This is a genomic window from Streptomyces sp. HD (genome assembly GCF_028369295.1).
Taxonomy (GTDB): domain Bacteria; phylum Actinomycetota; class Actinomycetes; order Streptomycetales; family Streptomycetaceae; genus Streptomyces.
Genome location: NZ_JAQMYP010000017.1, coordinates 1 through 18,851 on the forward strand (window position 1 = coordinate 1; position 18,851 = coordinate 18,851).

Annotated in this window: 18 protein-coding genes and 1 rRNA gene; 15 read left to right on the forward strand and 4 right to left on the reverse strand. The window is 71.8% G+C overall.

Annotation, left to right across the window (positions count from 1 at the left end; translation table 11 throughout):
• Nucleotides 1-83 precede the first annotated feature (83 nt).
• Nucleotides 84-200, forward strand: a 5S ribosomal RNA gene (rrf, locus tag POF73_RS17975).
• An 87-nt stretch (nucleotides 201-287) separates the two neighbouring features.
• Here rrf and POF73_RS17980 read toward each other — a convergent pair.
• Nucleotides 288-779 (reverse strand): hypothetical protein, encoded by a 492-nt coding sequence (locus POF73_RS17980; protein WP_272116721.1) that lies wholly within the window; start codon nucleotides 777-779, stop codon nucleotides 288-290.
• Between POF73_RS17980 and POF73_RS17985 the strand changes: the two genes are divergently transcribed.
• Both POF73_RS17985 and POF73_RS17990 read left to right on the forward strand, forming a co-directional pair.
• Nucleotides 769-1,455 (forward strand): hypothetical protein, encoded by a 687-nt coding sequence (locus POF73_RS17985; protein ID WP_272116723.1) that lies wholly within the window; start codon nucleotides 769-771, stop codon nucleotides 1,453-1,455. The genes POF73_RS17980 and POF73_RS17985 overlap by 11 nt on opposite strands.
• Nucleotides 1,347-2,102 carry a hypothetical protein gene (locus tag POF73_RS17990; protein ID WP_272116701.1) on the forward strand — a complete coding sequence of 252 codons (756 nt, stop codon included), beginning with the start codon at nucleotides 1,347-1,349 and terminating at the stop codon, nucleotides 2,100-2,102. The genes POF73_RS17985 and POF73_RS17990 overlap by 109 nt, the downstream gene beginning before the upstream one ends.
• Before the next feature lie 83 nt (nucleotides 2,103-2,185).
• Here the strand turns inward: POF73_RS17990 and POF73_RS17995 are convergent, their stop codons facing one another.
• Nucleotides 2,186-3,478: a DUF1015 domain-containing protein gene (locus POF73_RS17995; protein ID WP_272116409.1), complete on the reverse strand. Its 1,293-nt coding sequence runs from the start codon at nucleotides 3,476-3,478 to the stop codon at nucleotides 2,186-2,188.
• 72 nt (nucleotides 3,479-3,550) lie between these two features.
• On the opposite strand from POF73_RS17995, the gene POF73_RS18000 reads away from it, so the two are divergent.
• The 4 genes from POF73_RS18000 (at nucleotide 3,551) to POF73_RS18015 (ending at nucleotide 7,745) form a co-directional block, all read left to right on the forward strand.
• Nucleotides 3,551-4,579, forward strand: a complete 1,029-nt coding sequence (locus POF73_RS18000) for an HAD hydrolase-like protein (RefSeq protein WP_272116410.1) — start codon at nucleotides 3,551-3,553, stop codon at nucleotides 4,577-4,579.
• 105 nt (nucleotides 4,580-4,684) lie between these two features.
• Nucleotides 4,685-5,728, forward strand: coding sequence for a FecCD family ABC transporter permease (locus POF73_RS18005; protein WP_272116411.1), 1,044 nt, complete (start codon nucleotides 4,685-4,687; stop codon nucleotides 5,726-5,728).
• Nucleotides 5,729-5,760: 32 nt separating this feature from the next.
• Complete coding sequence (locus POF73_RS18010) at nucleotides 5,761-6,828, forward strand: FecCD family ABC transporter permease (protein ID WP_272116703.1); 1,068 nt, start codon at nucleotides 5,761-5,763, stop codon at nucleotides 6,826-6,828.
• Nucleotides 6,825-7,745: an ABC transporter ATP-binding protein gene (locus tag POF73_RS18015; RefSeq protein WP_272116412.1), complete on the forward strand. Its 921-nt coding sequence runs from the start codon at nucleotides 6,825-6,827 to the stop codon at nucleotides 7,743-7,745. Before POF73_RS18010 ends, POF73_RS18015 begins: the two co-directional genes overlap by 4 nt.
• On the opposite strand, the gene POF73_RS18020 is transcribed toward POF73_RS18015, so the two are convergent.
• Nucleotides 7,729-8,076: an SCP2 sterol-binding domain-containing protein gene (locus tag POF73_RS18020; RefSeq protein WP_272116414.1), complete on the reverse strand. Its 348-nt coding sequence runs from the start codon at nucleotides 8,074-8,076 to the stop codon at nucleotides 7,729-7,731. The genes POF73_RS18015 and POF73_RS18020 overlap by 17 nt on opposite strands.
• Before the next feature lie 42 nt (nucleotides 8,077-8,118).
• Between POF73_RS18020 and POF73_RS18025 the strand changes: the two genes are divergently transcribed.
• From POF73_RS18025 to POF73_RS18050, 6 genes are all read left to right on the forward strand, one after another.
• The gene (locus POF73_RS18025; RefSeq protein ID WP_443049537.1) at nucleotides 8,119-8,505 is read left to right on the forward strand and encodes a hypothetical protein; all 387 of its coding nucleotides are present in this window, start codon (nucleotides 8,119-8,121) and stop codon (nucleotides 8,503-8,505) included.
• Between the two features lie 7 nt (nucleotides 8,506-8,512).
• Complete coding sequence (locus POF73_RS18030; protein WP_272116415.1) at nucleotides 8,513-9,328, forward strand: TlyA family RNA methyltransferase; 816 nt, start codon at nucleotides 8,513-8,515, stop codon at nucleotides 9,326-9,328.
• Nucleotides 9,325-10,230 carry an NAD kinase gene (locus POF73_RS18035; protein WP_272116417.1) on the forward strand — a complete coding sequence of 302 codons (906 nt, stop codon included), beginning with the start codon at nucleotides 9,325-9,327 and terminating at the stop codon, nucleotides 10,228-10,230. Before POF73_RS18030 ends, POF73_RS18035 begins: the two co-directional genes overlap by 4 nt.
• Nucleotides 10,231-10,442: 212 nt before the next feature.
• A complete protein-coding gene (gene recN / locus POF73_RS18040) occupies nucleotides 10,443-12,161 on the forward strand; it encodes a DNA repair protein RecN (protein WP_272116707.1) in 1,719 nt (572 codons plus the stop codon).
• A 298-nt stretch (nucleotides 12,162-12,459) separates the two neighbouring features.
• Nucleotides 12,460-13,227 carry a hypothetical protein gene (locus tag POF73_RS18045; protein WP_272116420.1) on the forward strand — a complete coding sequence of 256 codons (768 nt, stop codon included), beginning with the start codon at nucleotides 12,460-12,462 and terminating at the stop codon, nucleotides 13,225-13,227.
• 566 nt (nucleotides 13,228-13,793) lie between these two features.
• The gene (locus POF73_RS18050) at nucleotides 13,794-14,930 is read left to right on the forward strand and encodes a glycosyltransferase family 4 protein (RefSeq protein WP_272116423.1); all 1,137 of its coding nucleotides are present in this window, start codon (nucleotides 13,794-13,796) and stop codon (nucleotides 14,928-14,930) included.
• A gap of 15 nt (nucleotides 14,931-14,945) precedes the next feature.
• On the opposite strand, the gene POF73_RS18055 is transcribed toward POF73_RS18050, so the two are convergent.
• Nucleotides 14,946-16,631, reverse strand: a complete 1,686-nt coding sequence (locus tag POF73_RS18055; RefSeq protein WP_272116425.1) for a PucR family transcriptional regulator — start codon at nucleotides 16,629-16,631, stop codon at nucleotides 14,946-14,948.
• Nucleotides 16,632-16,806: 175 nt separating this feature from the next.
• Between POF73_RS18055 and POF73_RS18060 the strand changes: the two genes are divergently transcribed.
• Nucleotides 16,807-18,312: an APC family permease gene (locus POF73_RS18060; RefSeq protein ID WP_272116427.1), complete on the forward strand. Its 1,506-nt coding sequence runs from the start codon at nucleotides 16,807-16,809 to the stop codon at nucleotides 18,310-18,312.
• A gap of 10 nt (nucleotides 18,313-18,322) precedes the next feature.
• The gene (locus tag POF73_RS18065) at nucleotides 18,323-18,844 is read left to right on the forward strand and encodes an LLM class flavin-dependent oxidoreductase (RefSeq protein ID WP_272116429.1); all 522 of its coding nucleotides are present in this window, start codon (nucleotides 18,323-18,325) and stop codon (nucleotides 18,842-18,844) included.
• The last annotated feature ends 7 nt before the right edge of the window (nucleotides 18,845-18,851 follow it).

The window sequence follows — 18,851 nt, forward strand, 5'->3', positions numbered from 1 at the left end:
CAGTTCTGAGGCAACGACCGTTGTCGGCTTTGAGTTGAACAGACAAAAGAAGAGTGTGCTTGTTCGCTCGAAACCATTAGGGTTTCGGTGGTCATAGCGTGAGGGAAACGCCCGGTTACATTCCGAACCCGGAAGCTAAGCCTTACAGCGCCGATGGTACTGCAGGGGGGACCCTGTGGGAGAGTAGGACACCGCCGAACAATCTTTGGAGGACCCCTGGTCCCAGCGTTCAGCTGGGACCAGGGGTCCTTTTGTTTTTACAATGCTTGCGGTACCGAAGACAGGAGTCACCGATGTCCACCAACTCTCCCGACGACCGACCGGAGCGCGACCAGCGGCGACGGGACAGTGGTGACCGCAACGACCGGGGGGATCGAGGCGGATACCGCGGCGGGGACCGTGGCGGGGATCGCGGTGGCTTCCGTCGTGACAACGACCGCCGCGACAATGATCGTCGTGACAACGACCGTGGTGACCGCGGTCGTTATCGTCGCGACGACAGCCGTGGTGGCTACGGTGGCCGGCGCGATGATCGACGTGACGACCGCCGTGACGACCGCCGTGACGACCGTCGAGACGACCGCCGTGACGACCGGCGCGATGGTGACCGTGGGTCTCGGCCTGGGTTCCGTCGTGACGATCGGTTCGGTGGGCCGCGTCGGGACGATCGGGATCGCGAGCGTGGGTTCAGGAGGGACGGCGATCGTCCCTCGTACCGTCGTGACGACCGCGGAGAGCGTCGGGACGACGACCGTGGTGGGTTCCGGCGTGACGACCAACGCGGTGGCTACGGTCGCCGTGATGACCGTCGTGACGACCGTCGGGGTGACGACCGGGACCGTGGCTTCCGCCGTGATGACCGTCGTGATGATCGCCGTGATGACCGTCGTGATGATCGCCGTGATGACCGTCGTGATGATCGCCGTGATGACCGTCGTGACGGTGATCGGGGTGGCTTCCGGCGTGACGACCGTGGCGATCGGGACCGTGGGTTCCGTCGGGATGACCGTGGTGACCGTGGCGATCGGGACCGTGGGTACCGTCGAGATGACCGGGGTGACCGTGGTGACCGTGGTGACCGGGACCGTGGGTTCCGGCGGGACGATCGGCGTGATGAGCGGCGCGACGGTGATCGTGGTGGCTTCCGGCGTGATGACAGCCGGGGTGAGCGCGGTGGGTTCCGGGGCCGGGACGACCGTGGTGGCCGGGGGCCCCGTCGCGACGACCGAGGTGGGCGTCCCGGAGGGTTCCGTGGGCGTGACGACCGCCGGGACGACCGGCGTGGTGGCGGGCGGTTCCGTGACGAGCGGGATCGGGACCGTGGGGACCGCGAGCCGATCAAGCGGCTGCCGATCCCCGAGGACGTCACGGGCGACGAGATCGACAAAGACGTACGGCAGGAGCTGCAGAGCCTGCCCAAGACGCTCGCGGAGGACGTCGCCAAGAACCTGGTGATGGTCGCGCGGCTCATCGACGAGGACCCCGAGGGGGCCTACGGCTACTCCAAGGTGGCGTTGCGGCTGGCTTCGCGTGTCGCGGCCGTACGCGAGGCGGCCGGGTTCGCGGCGTACGCGAATCAGAAGTACGCCGAGGCTCTCGCCGAGTTCCGGGCTGCTCGGCGGATGACCGGGAACACCGATCTGTGGCCGGTCATGGCCGACTGCGAGCGTGGGCTCGGGCGGCCGGAGAAGGCGCTGGACATGGCCGGGGCGCCCGACGTGCACAAGCTGGACAAGGCCGGGCAGGTCGAGATGCGGCTGGTCGCGGCCGGCGCCCGGCGTGACATGGGGCAGCTGGACGCGGCCATCGTGACGCTGCAGAGCCCCGAGCTGGCCTCCAACGCCGTACAGCCGTGGACCGCGCGGCTGCGGTACGCGTATGCCGATGCGCTGCTTGCCGCCGGGCGGCAGGGTCAGGCGCGGGAGTGGTTCGCGAAGGCTGTCGAGGCCGACAAGGACGGCAGCACGGACGCATCCGACCGGCTTGCCGAGATGGACGGTGTCGAGTTTGTCGATGCCTTCAACGAGGACGATGACGAGGCCGAGGACGGCGGCAGCGAGGGGCAGGCTCAGGCTCGGCCCGATGAGGGCGACCAGGAGTGAGCCACGCAGAGTGAGCCACGTATGAAGTGAGGGGCGGGATCCCGGTCGGGGGCCCGCCCCTTCGGCGTTCTACAGGCCCGTTTCTAGAGGTCCAGTGCGCGCAGGACCAGGCCCGAGGCCGGCTTCGGGCCGAACGACGTCGACTTGCGGGGCATCGTGACGCCCTGGCGGGCCAGGTCGCGTACGACGTCCTCGCGGACCGGGTGCATCAGGACGGCCGTACCGCCGTCGCGTTCCGCCTTGGTGACGGTGGCGGCGGTGTCGTGGATGTAGGCGATCCGAGTGGGGTCGTCCTCGGGGATGTGCCAGACGTGGGCGAGGAGTGTGGCGTGCAGGACGGTCGCGTCCAGGGTGCGCCAGGCGGCGGGGCGGTCGGCGGGCACCGTGCGGGCGAGGAGGGCCTGGTCCGGTTGGTCGACGAGGTGGAAGGCGCCGTCTCCGGCGAGAAGGTACGCGTTGCTCGCGCACGCCGCGTCGGCCAGCGCCTCCAGGGCCTCGGGCAGCGGGACTTCGAGGCGGCGTACGCGGAACAGGCCGTCGAGGGAGGCCAGGGCGTCCGGCACGGACAAACCGTGCAGGAGGCGGTGGATGGCACGGACGCGGAGGGGGTAGCGGGCCGTGTCGACCAGGAGGACCAGGCCGTAGTCCCAGGGGCTGGGTGAGGAGTGCTCCGCGCGTAGACGGCGGTATGTCGCCCAGCGGTGATGGCCGTCGGCGATCAGGGCCTGGTGGCGGGTCAGGTCGGACCGGATGCCGGCCATGTCGGCGGGGTCGGTGATCGACCAGAGGCGGTGGCTGAAGCCGTCCTCCGTGGTGGTCGACAGCAGTGGCGGGCTTTCGACCGTGCGCTCGATGACGGCGGTCGTGTCGGCCGCCGTGCCGTTGCCGCGGTAGGTCAGGAGGAGGGGTTCGAGGTTCGCTGACGTGGCGCGCATCAGGGCCGCCCGGTCGGCGACCACATGCGGCATGACGTCCTCGTGCGGCAGGACCAGGCCCTCCGACGGCTCCGTCACGCGCAGGGCACCGATGATGCCGCGCTGCAGCATGCCGTTGCCGTCGTGCTGTTCGTAGACGTACAGGCCGGGCTCGGGGTCGGCGGTCAGGACGCCGTCGGACAGCCAGCGGTGCAGGGTCCGGGCCGCCTGTTCGTTGCGGGAGCTGGGGGTGTCGGCCTGGGGGAGGATCAGGCGGACGATGTTGTGCGGGTCGGCCGACTCAAGATGGAGCAGGCCGTCGGGGCGGACCACGACGTCGTACGGCGGTGAAGTCACGGCGGCCAGGCTGCCGACCCGGTCGGGGTCGTAACGAAGACCTCGGAACGGGGTGAGTTCGAGGCCTCGGCGCTCCATTGCTTCCGGGTGACCTGCTGTGTTCATCCCGGCATCGTACGGGTGTCAGTGGCATGGGGGATGATCGGGGGAAAGCCGTCGAACGAGGAGCGATGCGGAATGAGCCAGAGCGTCAGGACGAGGCCCGAGGGCAGTGGCCAGGCCCTGAGCGAGGCGTACGACACGGCGCTGCTCGACCTCGACGGTGTGGTGTACGCGGGCGGCAATGCGATCGTGCATGCCGTCGAGTCGCTGGCCGAGGCCCGTGCGGGCGGGATGCATCTCGCCTACGTCACGAACAACGCCCTCCGCACCCCTGACGTCGTGGGCGCGCATCTGACCGCGCTGGGGATACCCACGGGTGCGGACGACGTCATCACCTCGGCGCAGGCGGTCGCGCGGCTGATCAGTGAGCAGGTGCCGGAGGGCTCCCGGGTGCTGGTGATCGGTGGGGAAGGGCTGCGGGTGGCGCTGCGGGAGCGAGGGCTGGAGCCGGTCGAGTCGGCGGACGACGATCCCGCGGCGGTCGTGCAGGGGTACGGCGGGCCCGAGCTGCCGTGGGGGCGGTTCGCGGAGGCCTGTTACGCCGTCTCGCGCGGGGTGCCCTGGTTCGCGTCGAACACCGACCTGACGATCCCCGGCGCACGGGGCATCGGGCCGGGCAACGGGGCCGCGGTGGAGGTCGTACGGATAGCCACCGGCGCCGAGCCGCAGGTGGCCGGCAAGCCGTTGCCTCCCATGCACCGGGAGACGATCCTGCGGACCGGCGCCGAGCGCCCGCTGGTGATCGGGGACCGGCTGGACACGGACATCGAGGGCGCGTTCAACGGGGATGTCGACTCGCTGCTCGTCCTGACCGGGGTGACCGACGGGGCGCAGCTGCTGGCCGCGCCGCCGCAGCACCGGCCGACGTATGTCGACGCCGATCTGCGGGGGTTGCTCACCGGGCAGCCGGAGGTCGTCGCGGACGGGCCCGGCTACCGGTGCGGTGGCTGGACGGCGAGCGCCGGGGCAGAGCGGCTGGAACTCGATGGTGACGGTGCGGCCTTGGACGGGCTGCGGGCGCTGTGCGCGGCGGCCTGGACCGCGGCCGGGGAGGGCTCGTGTGCGCTGGATGCGGGGAAGGCGCTGGCGCGGCTGGGGTTGTGAGGGGCGTACGGCTGTCGCACGGCTGTCGTGCGGTCGCGGTGTGAGGCCGGGCGCGGGCATGCAGCGGGATCGTGGCCGAATGGGAGGGTAGGCTAACCTAACTGCGTGTTGGTCGACAGTCCTCCCGAACAGCGTGCGGAGCCCGAGTCCGCGCCCCCAACCCGACGGGCGATACGTGCCGTTGGGCTGCTCGTCTCTGTCCTGATCCTGGTGGTCGTCGCGTTGGCGAGTATCGCGATCGGGGCGAAACAGCTGTCCGTCGGGGAGGTCTGGCACGGCCTGTTCGAGTCGTCCGGGACCTATGGCGACGTCGTGGTCGACGACCGGATCTCGCGCACCGTCCTCGGGCTGCTCGCCGGCGCCGCCCTCGGCCTCTCCGGGGCCGTGCTGCAGGCGCTCACCCGTAACCCGCTCGCCGATCCCGGTCTGCTCGGCATCAACGCGGGTGCCTCCGCCGCCGTCGTCACCGCCATCACCTTCTTCGGCGTCACGAGTCTGAGCGGCTATGTCTGGTTCGCCTTCCTCGGCGCGGCCGCGGTCGGGGCGATGGTGTGGTTCCTCGGCGGCAGCCGGGGGGCCACTCCGGTGCGGCTGGCGCTCGCCGGTACGGCGATCAGCGCCGCGCTCTACGGCTATCTCCAGGCCGTGATGATCACGGACGACGTGGCGCTCAACAAGATGCGCTTCTGGACGGTCGGTTCGCTGTCCTCGGCGAACGACGAGACCATCACCCAGGTGCTGCCGTTCCTGCTCGCGGGCACCGTCCTCGCGCTCGCCCTCGCCCGGCCGCTGAACGCCATGGAGATGGGCGACGACACCGCCAGGGCCCTCGGCGCCCATCTGACCCGCACCCGGGTGCTGTCGATGCTCGCCGCGACCGTGCTGTGCGGTGCCGCGACCGCGGCCTGCGGGCCGATCGTGTTCGTCGGCCTGATGGTGCCGCACGTCGTGCGCTCCTTCACCGGGCCCGACCTGCGCTGGATCCTGCCCTACGCGGCCGTCCTGTCGCCCGTGCTGCTGCTCGGCGCCGACGTCCTCGGCCGGATGGTGGCCCGGCCTTCCGAGCTCCAGGTCGGCATCGTCACCGCGATCCTCGGCGGACCGGTCTTCATCTTTCTCGTACGACGGCGGAGGACGGCGCAGCTGTGAGCACCGCAGTGAAGAACGCGACGGAGAGCGATGTGAAGGCCGCAGCGAAGGACACCCGGGCCACCCGGGCCACCCGTGCCGTGCGGACACCGGGCGGGTTCTCGGTCCGGCTGGACGTCCGGGCGTTGACCGTCGTCGTCCTGCTGCTGGTCGCCGCGCTCGCCGCGAGCGTGCTGCTGATCGGCACCGGCGACTTCCCGATCCCGGCGGGCGACGTACTCAGGACGCTGGTCGGTGACGGCAATGCGGGGCAGGAGTTCATCGTCAACGAGCTGCGGCTGCCGCGGGTCCTGGTCGGGCTCCTGGTCGGGGCCTCGCTCGGCCTCGGTGGTGCGCTGTTCCAGGCGCTGTCCCGCAACCCGCTCGGCAGTCCCGACATCCTGGGCCTCGGACAGGGAGCCACGGCCGGCGCGCTCGTGGTGATCGTCGTGTTCTCCGGAGGGTCCGGGCAGGTCACCGTGGGGGCACTCGCGGGCGGACTCGGGACCGGGCTGGCCATCTATCTGCTTGCCTGGAAGCGGGGCGTGCACGGCTATCGACTGGTATTGGTCGGAATCGGAATGTCCGCGATCATGACGGCGGTCAACGGCTATCTGCTGACCAAGGCCGACCTGGTCGACGCGGCCCGCGCGCTCGTGTGGATGACCGGCTCCCTCAGCGGCCGTGACTGGGCCCAGGTCTGGCCGCTGCTCTGGCTGTGCGCCGTCCTCGTGCCGTTCGTCCTCGCCAGTGCGCGCGACCTGCGGATGATGGAGATGGGCGACGACGTCTCGTACGCCCTCGGGGTGCGGGTCGAGCGCGTACGGCTGCTGCTGATGCTGTCCGCCGTGCTGCTCACCGCGGCCGCCACCGCCGCCGCCGGTCCCGTCAGCTTCGTGGCGCTCACCGCTCCGCAGCTCGCCCGGCGTCTGACCCGCTCGCCCGGGCCGAACCTGCTGCCGTCCCTGTGCATGGGCGCCGCTCTCCTCGTCATCGCCGACTGGGTCTCCCAGCAGGTCTTCGGCGCCGACCAGATGCCCGTGGGCGTGGTCACGGGCGTGCTCGGCGGCGTGTACCTGCTCTGGCTGCTGGTCACAGAGCGCAGGGCGGGCCGGATATGAGCGCCGGTAGCGACACGAGCAGCAGCGGGCCGAACAACGGGCTGAACAACCGAAGGAGCACTGTGAACCGCCTGTCCGCCGACAACGTCACCCTCGCCTACGACCAGCGGGTCATCGCCGAGCAGCTGTCCGTGGAGATACCCGACAACTCCTTCACCGTGATCGTCGGCCCGAACGCGTGCGGCAAGTCCACGCTGCTGCGGGCACTGTCACGGATGCTCAAGCCCAGCCAGGGCCGGGTGCTCCTGGACGGGCAGGTCATCCAGTCGATGCCGGCGAAGAAGGTCGCCCGCACGCTGGGGCTGCTGCCGCAGTCGTCGATCGCGCCCGACGGGATCACCGTCGCCGACCTGGTGGGCCGTGGCCGGTACCCGCACCAGGGGATCCTGCGCCAGTGGTCGACCGAGGACGAGCGGGTCGTCCAGGAGTCGATGGCGCAGACCGGGGTCGCCGAGCTCGCGGATCGCTATGTCGACGAACTGTCGGGCGGTCAGCGCCAGCGCGTGTGGATCGCCATGGCGCTCGCCCAGCAGACACCGCTGCTGCTGCTCGACGAGCCGACGACCTACCTCGACATCCAGCACCAGATCGACGTCCTCGACCTGTGCGCCGAGCTGCACGAGGAGCAGGGGCGCACGCTGGTCGCCGTGCTGCACGACCTCAACCACGCCGCCCGCTACGCCACGCACCTCATCGCCCTGCGCGGCGGGGAGATCATCGCCGAGGGCGCGCCCAACGACATCGTCACGGCCGAGCTGGTCGAGGAGGTCTTCGGGCTGCGGTGCCAGGTGATCGACGACCCGGAGACCGGGACGCCCCTGGTGGTGCCGGCCGCGCGGAAGGCGCGGGCCGGGGACAAGCCCGACGCCAAGGACGCCAAGGGCCTCAGCAAGGTGGCGGCTACAGAAGCTTCCTGAGCAGCAGCAGGTCGCGTACGCCCGCGTGCAGCTTCACCCGGCCGGAGCTCCAGGCCTTGGCGAAGTGCAGCTCGCCGCCGACCAGGGCGATCAGGTCGTCGCCGGTCATGCTCAGTCTGATCTGGGCCTTCTCACGGGGCGGGCCCTGGAGTGTCTCGTGGACGTGGATCCGGCCGCCCGTCATACGGCCGGCGAACGTGACGTCCAGGTCGGTGATGTGGCAGCTCACCGAGCGGTCCAGGGCCGCGGCCGTGCGGGCGTCCCCTTCGGCGCGCTGCATGTTGTCCGAGAGCTTTTCGAGTGCGGCGCGGCACTCCTCGATCGTGGCCATCGCGATCGACGGTACCCCAGCTGTTCGGGGTAGCGTCTGGGCATGAGCGACACAGTTCCGGAGACGGACATCCCGGATGCGGGGATCCCCGAGGCGGAGATCCCCGGGGCGGGGATGCCGGAGGACGGCGTCGAGGGGGAGGCCGCCGCGGAGGCCGGGCTCGCGATCGAGTCCGAGTACGACCCCGCCGCCCCCGCCCCGCTGAACGTTCCCCGCACGCCCACCGGCGACGCCGACGTCGACGCCCAGCTGGAGCGGCTTGGTGATGCCGACCACCTCGCCACGGACGGGCACATCGAGGTGTACGAGGATGTACACCGGGGGCTGCGCGACGCGCTCACCGCGCTCGACGCCCGCCCGGGACCTCCGGCGCCCTCACCGTCGTATGACCAGAGGGCGCCTTCACCCTCGTATGGCACTAGGAGCTGAACCGAACGTGGCAGGAGTCGCACGTCGCCGTCTGGACGCGGAGCTGGTCCGCCGGAAGCTCGCGCGCTCGCGTGAGCACGCCAGCCAGCTGATCGCGGCCGGGCGGGTCACCGTCGGCAAGACCGTCGCGACCAAGCCCGCCACGCAGGTGGAGACGGCGGCGGCGATCGTCGTCCGGGCCGACGACAGCGATCCCGAGTACGTCTCGCGGGGCGGGCACAAGCTCGCCGGCGCGCTGGCGGCGTTCGTGCCCCAGGGGCTCGCGGTGAAAGGGCGGCGGGCGCTGGACGCCGGCGCCTCCACCGGGGGATTCACCGATGTGCTGCTGCGGTCGGGGGCCGCGCATGTCGTCGCCGTCGACGTCGGATACGGACAACTCGCCTGGACTCTCCAAAGCGATGAACGCGTCACCGTCAAGGACCGTACGAACGTACGCGAGTTGACGCTCGAAGCGATCGATGGGGAGCCAGTGGATCTTGTCGTGGGGGATCTGTCCTTCATCCCGCTCGGCCTGGTGCTGCCCGCCCTGGCGCGGTGCGTGAAACCGGACGCCGACCTGGTGATGATGGTCAAGCCGCAGTTCGAGGTGGGGAAGGAACGGCTGGGCAGTGGGGGAGTCGTACGGAGTCCGCAGCTGCGGGCGGAGGCCGTGCGCGCAGTTGCCGAGAAGGCATGGGAACTCGGTCTCGGGGTGAACGGGGTCACGGCGAGTCCGTTGCCCGGACCCTCGGGGAATGTCGAGTACTTTCTGTGGCTGCGTGCCGGGGCGCCCGCTCTGGACCCGGCCGACGTTGACCGTGCAGTGGCGGAGGGGCCGCGTTGATGCAGAACCGAGCTCGTACTGTTTTCCTGCTCGCCCACACCGGGCGGCCTGCGGCCATCCGCAGCGCCGAACTCGTGGTGAAGGGGCTGCTGCGGTCGGGGATCGGCGTACGGGTGCTGGAGGCGGAGGCGGAGGATCTGCCGCTGCCCGACGAGGTGCAGCTCATCGGGGAGGCTACTCCGCAGTGCCTCGACGGGTGTGAGCTGCTCATTGTGCTCGGCGGTGACGGGACGCTGCTGCGCGGCGCCGAGTTCGCGCGGGCGTCCGGAGTGCCGATGCTGGGCGTGAACCTCGGCCGGGTCGGGTTCCTCGCGGAGGCCGAGCGGGACGATCTCGACAAGGTTGTCGACCGGGTCGTCACCAAGGCGTACGAGGTCGAGGAGCGGATGACCGTCGATGTCGTCGTGCATCAGAACGGCGATGTCGTGCACACCGACTGGGCGCTGAACGAGGCGGCCGTGCAGAAGGCCGGGGCCGAGAAGCTGCTTGAGGTCGTGCTGGAGATCGACGGGCGGCCGGTCACCGGGTTCGGGTGCGACGGGATCGTGCTGTCCACTCCGACGGGGTCCACGGCGTATGCGTTCTCCGCCGGTGGGCCGGTGGTGTGGCCCGAGGTCGAGGCGTTGTTGATGGTGCCGATCAGTGCGCACGCGTTGTTCGCGAAGCCGTTGGTGACGTCGCCGGATTCTGTGCTCGCCGTGGAGGTTCTGCCGCATATTCCGCCGGGTGTGTTGTGGTGTGACGGGCGGCGGACCGTCGAGTTGCCGCCGGGGGCACGGGTCGAGGTACGGCGGGGAGCTGTGCCGGTGCGGTTGGCTCGGCTGCATCATGCTTCGTTCACTGATCGATTGGTCGCCAAGTTCGCGTTGCCGGTATCTGGATGGCGGGGGGCGCCTCATTAGCGGTTCGTAGGGGGTGGCGTGGGACTCATGGCGGCTGCGGGTCCGTCGTGGCCTGTCGCGCAGTTCCCCGCGCCCCTTGGGGCGTGACACTCGCCTGGGTGACAATGTGCTGCCAATACACATTCGTCACCTGGACCTTCACATGACTGAGGCCGGGGGGCCGTCGCACTCTCCGCCCCCGACCTCGTAAGGTCGTGTCCGTGTTGGAGGAGATGCGGATACGGTCGCTCGGAGTCATCGACGATGCGGTCGTCGAGCTGTCGCCCGGGTTCACCGCCGTCACCGGTGAGACGGGTGCGGGCAAGACCATGGTGGTCACCAGCCTCGGGCTGTTGCTGGGTGGGCGTGCCGACCCGGCGCTCGTGCGGATCGGGGCCGGCAAGGCAGTCGTGGAGGGGCGGATCACCGTGCCCGCTGACGCCTCGGCCGTGGTGCGTGCCGAGGAGGCCGGGGCCGAGCTCGACGACGGGGCGCTGCTGATCAGCCGTACCGTTTCCGCCGAGGGGCGGTCGCGGGCGCATGTGGGCGGGCGGAGTGTGCCCGTGGGGCTGCTCGCCGACCTCGCGGATGATCTGGTGGCCGTGCACGGGCAGACGGATCAGCAGGGGCTGCTGAAGCTTTCCCGGCAGCGGCAGGCACTCGACCGGTACGCCGGGGACGCCGTCGCCGGGCCGCTGGCCAAGTACGGCGAGGCCTACCGGCGGCTGCGGGCCGTGTCGGTGGAGCTGGAGGAGATCGTCACGCGCGCGCGTGAACGGGCCCAGGAAGCCGACATGCTGCGGTACGGGCTCGACGAGATCGCGGGGGTCGAGCCGCGCGCCGGTGAGGACGTGGAGCTGGCCGAGGAGGCCGAGCGGCTCGGGCACGCGGAGGCGCTGTCGTCCGCCGCCACGGCCGCTCATGCGGCCCTCGCCGGTAACCCCGAGGATCCCGAGGGCATCGACGCCGCCACGCTCGTCGCGGGCGCTCAGCGGGCGCTGGAGGCCGTGCGGTCGCACGATCCGGCGCTGGCCGCGCTGGCCGACCGGATCGGGGAGATCGGGATCCTGCTGGGCGATGTCGCCGGGGAGTTGGCGGGGTACGCCGACGACCTGGACGCCGATCCGCTGCGGCTGTCGGCCGTGGAGGAGCGGCGGGCCGCGCTCGGCGCGCTGACGCGGAAGTACGGCGAGGACGTCGCCTCGGTGCTGGCCTGGGCCGAGCGCAGTGCCGCGCGGCTCACCGAACTGGACAGCGACGACGAGCGGATCGACGAGCTGACCGCCGAGCGGGACGCGCTGCGGACCGAGTTGGGCGGGCTGGCGCAGGCGCTCACCGATGCGCGGACGGAGGCCGCCGAGCGGTTCGCCGCCGCCGTGACCGCCGAGCTGGCCTCGCTGGCGATGCCGCACGCGCGTGTGTCCTTCGACATCCGGCAGACCGAGGACCCGGAGGGCGTCGAGGTCGGCGGGCGCACGGTCGCGTACGGGCCGGCCGGTGCCGACGAGGTCGAGCTGCTGCTCGCCCCGCATCCGGGGGCGCCGCCGCGGCCCATCGCCAAGGGGGCGTCCGGCGGTGAGCTCTCGCGCGTGATGCTCGCCGTGGAGGTCGTGTTCGCGGGGACGGATCCCGTGCCGACGTATCTCTTCGACGAGGTCGACGCCGGTGTCGGCGGCAAGGCGGCGGTCGAGATCGGGCGGCGGCTGGCGCGGCTGGCGAAGACCGCGCAGGTCGTGGTCGTGACCCACCTTCCGCAGGTGGCCGCCTTCGCCGACCGGCAGTTGCTCGTCGAGAAGACCAACGACGGGTCGGTCACCCGGTCCGGGGTGAAGGTCCTGGAGGGCGAGGAACGGGTCCGGGAGCTGTCGCGGATGCTTGCCGGGCAGGAGGACTCGGAGACTGCTCGGGCGCATGCGGAGGAGCTTCTGGCGACCGCTCGGGCGGACGTCTAGCGGGGCGCTCCGCGAGGGTGGGCGGTCTGTCGGGCTGCTCTGCGAGGGCTGCGGTTGTCGGGCTGCTCTGCGAGGGCTGCGGTTGGTGGGCTGCTCTGCGAGGGCAGTGGTTGCCGGGCCGTTCCGCGAGGCGGTGCTGCCGGGTTGGGGCGTGTGGTGATGCGTCGGCTGGGGCGCGGGATGTTGTGTCGGGACGGGGAGCGTCGCGGACCGGGCTGTCAGCGGTGGCGCGGCTGTCGGTCGCGGCCGGGCGGCGGCTGTGGCGGGGATTGTCAGTGCTGGCTCGTAGGGTGGCCGCATGATCGAACGAGCTCCGAGGACCACTGCCTTCGGCCTCTCCGCCGCCCTCACCCGCGCCACCGTCGCCGCGCTGCGCGCCAAGGCCCCCGGCGGGCGTGGCCGTTGGGAGCGGAAGAACTACGCGGGCCGGACCGTGGAGTTGTACGCCGGTGCCGCCTCCGCCCTGGCGACCGCGGTCGGGACGGGACGGGTGCGGCCGGCCGTCGGAGTCGCGGTGGCCGTCGCCGGGGCGTGCGGGGCGTACGACGATGTCGCCGGGGCCGGTGATCCTCGGCGTGGGTTCCGGGCGCATCTCTCCGCCCTCCGGGACGGCGAAGTCACCAGCGGTGCGGTCAAGTTGTTCGGGATATCCGCCGCCGGGCTCGTCGCGGGGGCGCTCCTCAAGGAGCGGCCGGTGGACAAGCTGCTCGCGGGCGTGGTGATCGCCGGGGCCGCGCACTTCGTCAACCTCGTGGACGTGCGCCCGGGCAGGGCCGCCGGCGCGGTGCTCGCGCTCGGGGCGCCGGGGCTGCTCCGTGAGGGGCCCGGCGCCGGGATCGCGGCCACCGCCATGGGCGCCGCCGCGGCCGTGCTGCCCGACGACCACGGCGAGCGGGCGATGATCGGCGACGCCGGCGCCCATGCCCTGGGTGCGGCCCTGGGCGCCGCCGTCGTCGCCGGGAACGGCCGGGCGGGGCTGGTCGCGCACGCTGCCGCGCTTGTGGCCGCGGCGGTGTATGGCGACCAGGTGAGCGGGGTGGCGGCGCGGGGGCTGGGTGGGCGGTGAGGTGATGTGGGGGACGGGCGGTCAGGCGTGAGTCGGCCAACGTGATCCCGACGGCCACCGCACACACCTCAGAGCCTGCCGGTCGCACCCCCCGACAGGGCCTGCCGGTCGCACCCCCCGACAGGGCCTGCCGGTCCCACCCCCCGACAGAGCCTGCCGGTCCCACCCCCCGACAGAGCCTGCCGGTCATACCCCCGACGCCCTCCACCGTGCCCCTCCCGACGCCCACCGCGCCCCTGGCCACCGGCCCCTGAAGCGCCACGTCGGACCGGGGCATGTGTCCGCCGTCGATCCCAGCCCGGCGCATTGAATCGCGTTGTCCGGCGGGGCGTACGCCACGTGTGTGTGTTCGGGTGGAACGTGGGCTTCCTCACCCATGCAGGTGACTCGGCTCGCCGTGTCGACCGGTCGCCGTCCACCCGGCGGTCCCGGAACACCCGTACGTGCTGGCATCCTTGGCGTAAACACGTCGCATGCGTAGGGATCCTCGCGGTACACCCCCTCCGCCCGATCCTTCTGTACTTTCTTCGTGACCGCCCGACCCAAAACCCAGGAGCCCCGGCCACGTGACCCCCGTGAGCAGCCACTCACCGCACGGCCAGTCGTCGCTGCGCACCGTGCAGGTGCTGGGCGGCGGCAACGCCGGCAGTAGTGCGCATGTGCGATCGCTGGCCTCGGGGCTGGTCGCGCGAGGCGTGCGGGTCACCGTGTGCGCCCCCGTCGAGGCCGATCACCTCTATGACTTCACGGGCGCCGGTGCCGAACACGTGCACGTGCCGCGCAGCAGCGACCCCGGCTCGGTGGCCGCCCTGCGGGCCGCGTGCGCGGACGCCGACCTGGTGCACGCGCACGGGCTGCACGCCTCCTTCCGTGCCGTGCTCGCGCTGAGCGGACGGCGTACTCCGCTCGTCGTCACCTGGCACGACCGGGCCCACGCCGAGGGCGCCCGCGCCCATCTCGTACGGCTGTTGGAGCGGCGGGTCGTCAAGGCCGCCTCCGTCGTGCTCGGGTCCACCTCGGCCCTGGTCGACCGGGCCCGCCGGACCGGCGCGCGGGACGCGCGTCTGGCCGCCGTCGCGCTGCCCGTGCCCCGCCGTGCCGTCACGCACGACGACCCCGACCGGCTGCGGCCCAAGGTCCGTGCCGAACTCGGCGCCACCGGGCGCCCGTTGCTGATCGCCGTCGGCTCACTGGAGCGCCATCGCGGATACGACGTACTGCTGGACGCCTCGTGCGCGTGGCGGCGGCTCGATCCGGTGCCGTTGGTCGTGATCGCGGGGGAGGGGACGCTGCGGGCCGATCTGCAGCGCCGTATCGAGGACGAAGGGCTGCCGGTGCGGCTCATCGGGCGGCGTGACGACGTCACCGAACTGCTCGCCGCCGCCGACATCGCGCTTCTGTCCAGCAGTTGGGAGTCGCGGTCCGTGCTGGCCCAGGAGGCGCTGCACGCACGCGTGCCGCTCGTCGCCACCGATGTCGGCGGCATGGCGGAACTCGTCGGCGACGCCGCCGAACTCGTCCCGTACGGCAACGCGAAGGCGCTCGCCGACGCCGTCGTACGGCTGCTCGGCGATCCGGAACGGCAGGAGCTTCTCAAGGAGCGGGGCGTGCGGCAGGTGGCCACCTGGCCGACCGAGGACGAGACCGTCGCCCAGGTGCTGAGTGTCTACGACGAGTTGACGCAGCCGCAGCCCATGATCTAGGCCACCGGAGAGGTCCTAGGACACGTGCCGCCGCGCCCGTAGTGCCAGGCTCAACGCCAGCACCGTCTGCGGGTCGTCGAGGTCCGTGCCGAGCAACTCGCCGATGCGGGCGAGGCGGTTGTAGAGGGTCTGGCGGTTGAGGTGGAGCTCGCGGGCCGTCTCCGCCTTGCGGCCCGCATGCGCCAAGTACGTCTCCAGGGTGGGCAGCAGGGGCGGCCGGGAGCGGTGGTCGTGGTCGCGGAGCGGGCCGATCGCGCGGTCCACGAAGGCCGCAAGGTCGGGATGGTCGCGCAGGCGCCACAGCAGCAGGTCGATGTCCAGGCGCCGGGCGTCGTACCAGGGGCGGTCCGGCAGTCCCTGTGCCGCCGTTGCCGTCTCCGCCGCGTGCCGCAGGCTCGCCGAGGCCGCGGCCCAGCCGCCGGCCACCCCGACGACCACGACCGGTGGCGGCGTCCCCGGCCGCTGGATCCCGGCCCGCTCCACACCCGCCCGCAGCGCTGCCGCGACCCGGTCCGCGACCGCCGACCGCTCCGACTCCGAACGCAGGCCCAGCAGCAGGGGGACGCGCCCCTCGACGGGCCGTACGCCCAGCAGCACCGGAACTCCCACGGACGCCAGCTCCTCGGCGACCGCGCGCGCCAGCACCGCCCAGCCGCCGCCCGGCGACAACACGTCCCCGAGCCGCATCACGACCGGCAGCAGCGGGCTGTCACCCGGCTTGAAGCCCAGCACGCGCGCCTGCGCCGGGGCGTCCTCGGCGCAGACACGGCCCTCCGCGAGGTCGGTCAGGAAGTCGCCACGCCCGCGTGCCGCCAGCTCCTCCTCCTGCCGGGCCTGCATCAGCACCACGGCCAGGATGCCCGCGGCCCGCTCGGCGGCGATGCGATGCACGGGCGTGAGCGGGCTCCGCACGGGCAGCAGCACGAGCCGTGCCCGCACCGAACCCGCCCCGGCGCCGCCGCCCGGAACGTCCACCAGCACCGACCCGGCGGGCGGCGGCGCGTCCCTGTGCTGCCCCCGCAGCCCCTCCCACACCTGCAACGGATCCGCGCCCTCGGGGCCGGCCCCGGCGGCGTACAGCAGCCGGCCGTCCGTCGTCTCCAGGAAGACCGGGTTGTCGCTGAAGTCGGCCAGGATGCCCAGCACTTGGGGCACACCACCGCCGCCGAGCAGTGCTTCCGTGCACCGGCGGTGCACCTCCTCCGCCCGTTGCAGCAGCGCGTAGTGGCCGTTGACGATCTCCGTGTGGATCTCCTCGGTGACCGTCACGAAGGGCACCTCGCGATGCAGCTGGACCAGCGGCAGACCAGCCGTACGGGCCGTGTCGACCAGCGCGGCGGGCAGCCGCGTGAAACGCGGGCCGAGCTCGACGACGAGGGCCGCGATGCCGCGCTCGGCCAGGGTGCGCACGAACGCACGCTGGTCGGCCGGGCGGGTGCCGAGGCCGTAGCCCGTGGTCAGCAGCAGTTCCCCGCCCTTGAGCAGGGAGGCGATGTGGGGCACCTCGCCCGCGTGCACCCAGCGCACGGACCGCCCCAGCCGGTCGGCCCCCGCGAGAATCTCGGGGAGCCCGCTGCGCAGCCCGGGCAGCTCCAGCGCCCGCCGCACGGTGATGCCGGCGCCGTGGGTGCCGAATCCGCCACCGGTACCGCCGTCCCTGCCGTCCTTGCCGCTGCCCGTACCGCCCGTACCGCTGTCCATGAACCGGACGCTACCCGCGCGCCCGCTTCCCCGACATAGCCAGGCGGTCACGGAGACGATCAACGGCGCCCTGCCTGTTGTGGCATACGTCACCCCGCCGCCACACTGGCGTATCCGAAGCCGGACGAGCTTTCACCTTCGGATTTCGTTGCGAAGGCACCTTGAGAGGGATGGAATGACAAAAACACCCGCGCGGGAGGTACACCGGCTCAAGGCGAACTCCGTGGGCCTGGTGGGCGTCGTCTTCATGGCCGTCGCCACCGCCGCGCCGATCACCGCGATGACCGGCAACCTGCCCATCGCGGTCGGCTTCGGCAACGGCACGGGCGCGCCCGCCGGCTATCTCTTCGCGACGCTCGTGCTGACGGTGTTCTCCGTCGGCTATGTCGCGATGGCCCGCCGTATCACCGCCGCGGGCGCCTTCTACGGCTACATCTCGCACGGGCTCGGCCGGATCACCGGCATGGCGTCCGGGATGCTCGCCGTACTGGCGTACGTCGTCTTCGAGGCGTCCATCGTCGGCGTCTTCTCCTACTTCGCGCAGACGACGGTCCACGACCAGCTCGGCCTCGACCTGCCCTGGATCCTCTACGCCGCCGCGATGCTGCTGGTCACCGGGGTCCTGGCCTTCTTCGACATCAACCTCACCGCGAAGGCCCTCGGCGTGATGCTCATCGCCGAGATCGCGGTCCTCTTCGCGGTCGCCACGGCCGTACTGCTGCACGGCGGCGGCCCGGACGGCATCCCCGTCGAGCCCGTCGACCCCAGGAACTCCTTCACCGGAGCCTCCGCCGGTCTCGGTCTGTTCTTCGCCTTCTGGTCGTGGGTCGGCTTCGAGTCGACGGCGATGTACGGCGAGGAGTCCCGCGACCCCAAGCGGGTCATCCCGCGCGCGACGCTCATCTCGGTGATCGGCGTCGGGATCTTCTACATCTACGTCTCGTGGATGACCATCGCCGGCAACGGCCTCAAGGGTTCCGTGCAGATCTCCTCCGGCACCAGCCCGCTCGACCTGTTCTTCCACCCGGCCCACACCTACATCGGCGCCTGGGCGGTCGACGCCTTCCAGTGGCTGCTGATCACCGGCTCGTTCGCCTGCGGAATGGCCTTCCACCAGTGCGCGGCGCGCTATCTGTACGCCGTCGGCCGCGAGGGCTTCCTTCATCCGGCGCTCGGCCGGACGCATGCCCGGCACGGGTCGCCGTACATCGCGTCGTTCGCGCAGTCGGTGATCGCGGTCGGGCTCGTCGGCGCCTTCTGGCTGACCGGGCAGGACCCCTACGTCCACCTCTACACACTGCTGGCGATCCTCGGCACGATGGCGATCCTCGTCGTGCAGACCCTGTGCTCCTTCGCGGTCATCGGCTACTTCCGCAGGAACCACCCCGAGGACCGCCACTGGTTCCGCACCTTCACCGCCCCCCTGCTCGGCGGCATCGGGATGCTCGCGGTCGTGGGGCTGCTGGTGACCAACCTGGACACCGCCGCCGGTACGGCGGCCGGCTCGCTGTTCTTCAAGGCCATCCCGTGGATCGTGGGGCTGGTCTTCGTCGGGGGACTCGGGCTGGGGCTTTATCTGAGGGCCCGGCGGCCGGAGCGGTACGACGTCATCGGGCGGATCGTGCTGGAGGACTCGGCCGAGCGGGAGGAGGACCCGGTTACCGCGCGTGCGGCGGGGTAGCGGCGCCCGCATGGACTTCAGCGTGGTCGCCGTGGCACGGGAGGACGACAGTCCGGTCGAGGAGCCGTTGCGGGTGGCTGTGGTCGCCGATCGGCTCGGGTACCGCGAGGTGTGGGCGGGGGAGGGGCCGACCTGGGACTCCTTCGTCCTCGCCGCGGCGATCGGGCGGGACACCGAACGGGAGGCGTTGACGGCCGGGCCGGTGGCGGTGTCGGTGCACCCGGACTCCCTCGCGCAGGTCCTGCGGAGCATCGCCGGGTATCTGACCGTGCCGGGCTACAGCGACATGTTCGAGGCGGCCGGATTCGGGGAGGCCGTCGAACTGGCCCGTACCGGTGCCGACTCCGGCACGCTGGTGCGGGCGCTGCCCGCCGCGGCGGCGGGCACGGTCGGCCTGGTGGGCGACCTGGACGCCGTACGCGCGCGTGCCGAGGAGTACGCCGAGGCCGGGCTCGACGAGATCGCCCTCGTCCCGGCGACGGCGGGCGATCCGGGCGGGGAGCGGACGCTGACGGCGCTCGTGCGGGCCTGACCGGGCC

Coding starts and splice junctions, on each gene's coding strand:
- POF73_RS17995 (WP_272116409.1), bottom strand. CDS start 3,478: ATGAACACAGCAGGTCACCCGGAAGCAATGGAGCGCCGAGGCCTCGAA.
- POF73_RS18000 (WP_272116410.1), top strand. CDS start 3,551: ATGAGCCAGAGCGTCAGGACGAGGCCCGAGGGCAGTGGCCAGGCCCTG.
- POF73_RS18015 (WP_272116412.1), top strand. CDS start 6,825: ATGAGCGCCGGTAGCGACACGAGCAGCAGCGGGCCGAACAACGGGCTG.
- POF73_RS18020 (WP_272116414.1), bottom strand. CDS start 8,076: ATGGCCACGATCGAGGAGTGCCGCGCCGCACTCGAAAAGCTCTCGGAC.
- POF73_RS18025 (WP_443049537.1), top strand. CDS start 8,119: ATGAGCGACACAGTTCCGGAGACGGACATCCCGGATGCGGGGATCCCC.
- recN (WP_272116707.1), top strand. CDS start 10,443: ATGCGGATACGGTCGCTCGGAGTCATCGACGATGCGGTCGTCGAGCTG.
- POF73_RS18045 (WP_272116420.1), top strand. CDS start 12,460: ATGATCGAACGAGCTCCGAGGACCACTGCCTTCGGCCTCTCCGCCGCC.
- POF73_RS18055 (WP_272116425.1), bottom strand. CDS start 16,631: ATGGACAGCGGTACGGGCGGTACGGGCAGCGGCAAGGACGGCAGGGAC.
- POF73_RS18060 (WP_272116427.1), top strand. CDS start 16,807: ATGACAAAAACACCCGCGCGGGAGGTACACCGGCTCAAGGCGAACTCC.
- POF73_RS18065 (WP_272116429.1), top strand. CDS start 18,323: ATGGACTTCAGCGTGGTCGCCGTGGCACGGGAGGACGACAGTCCGGTC.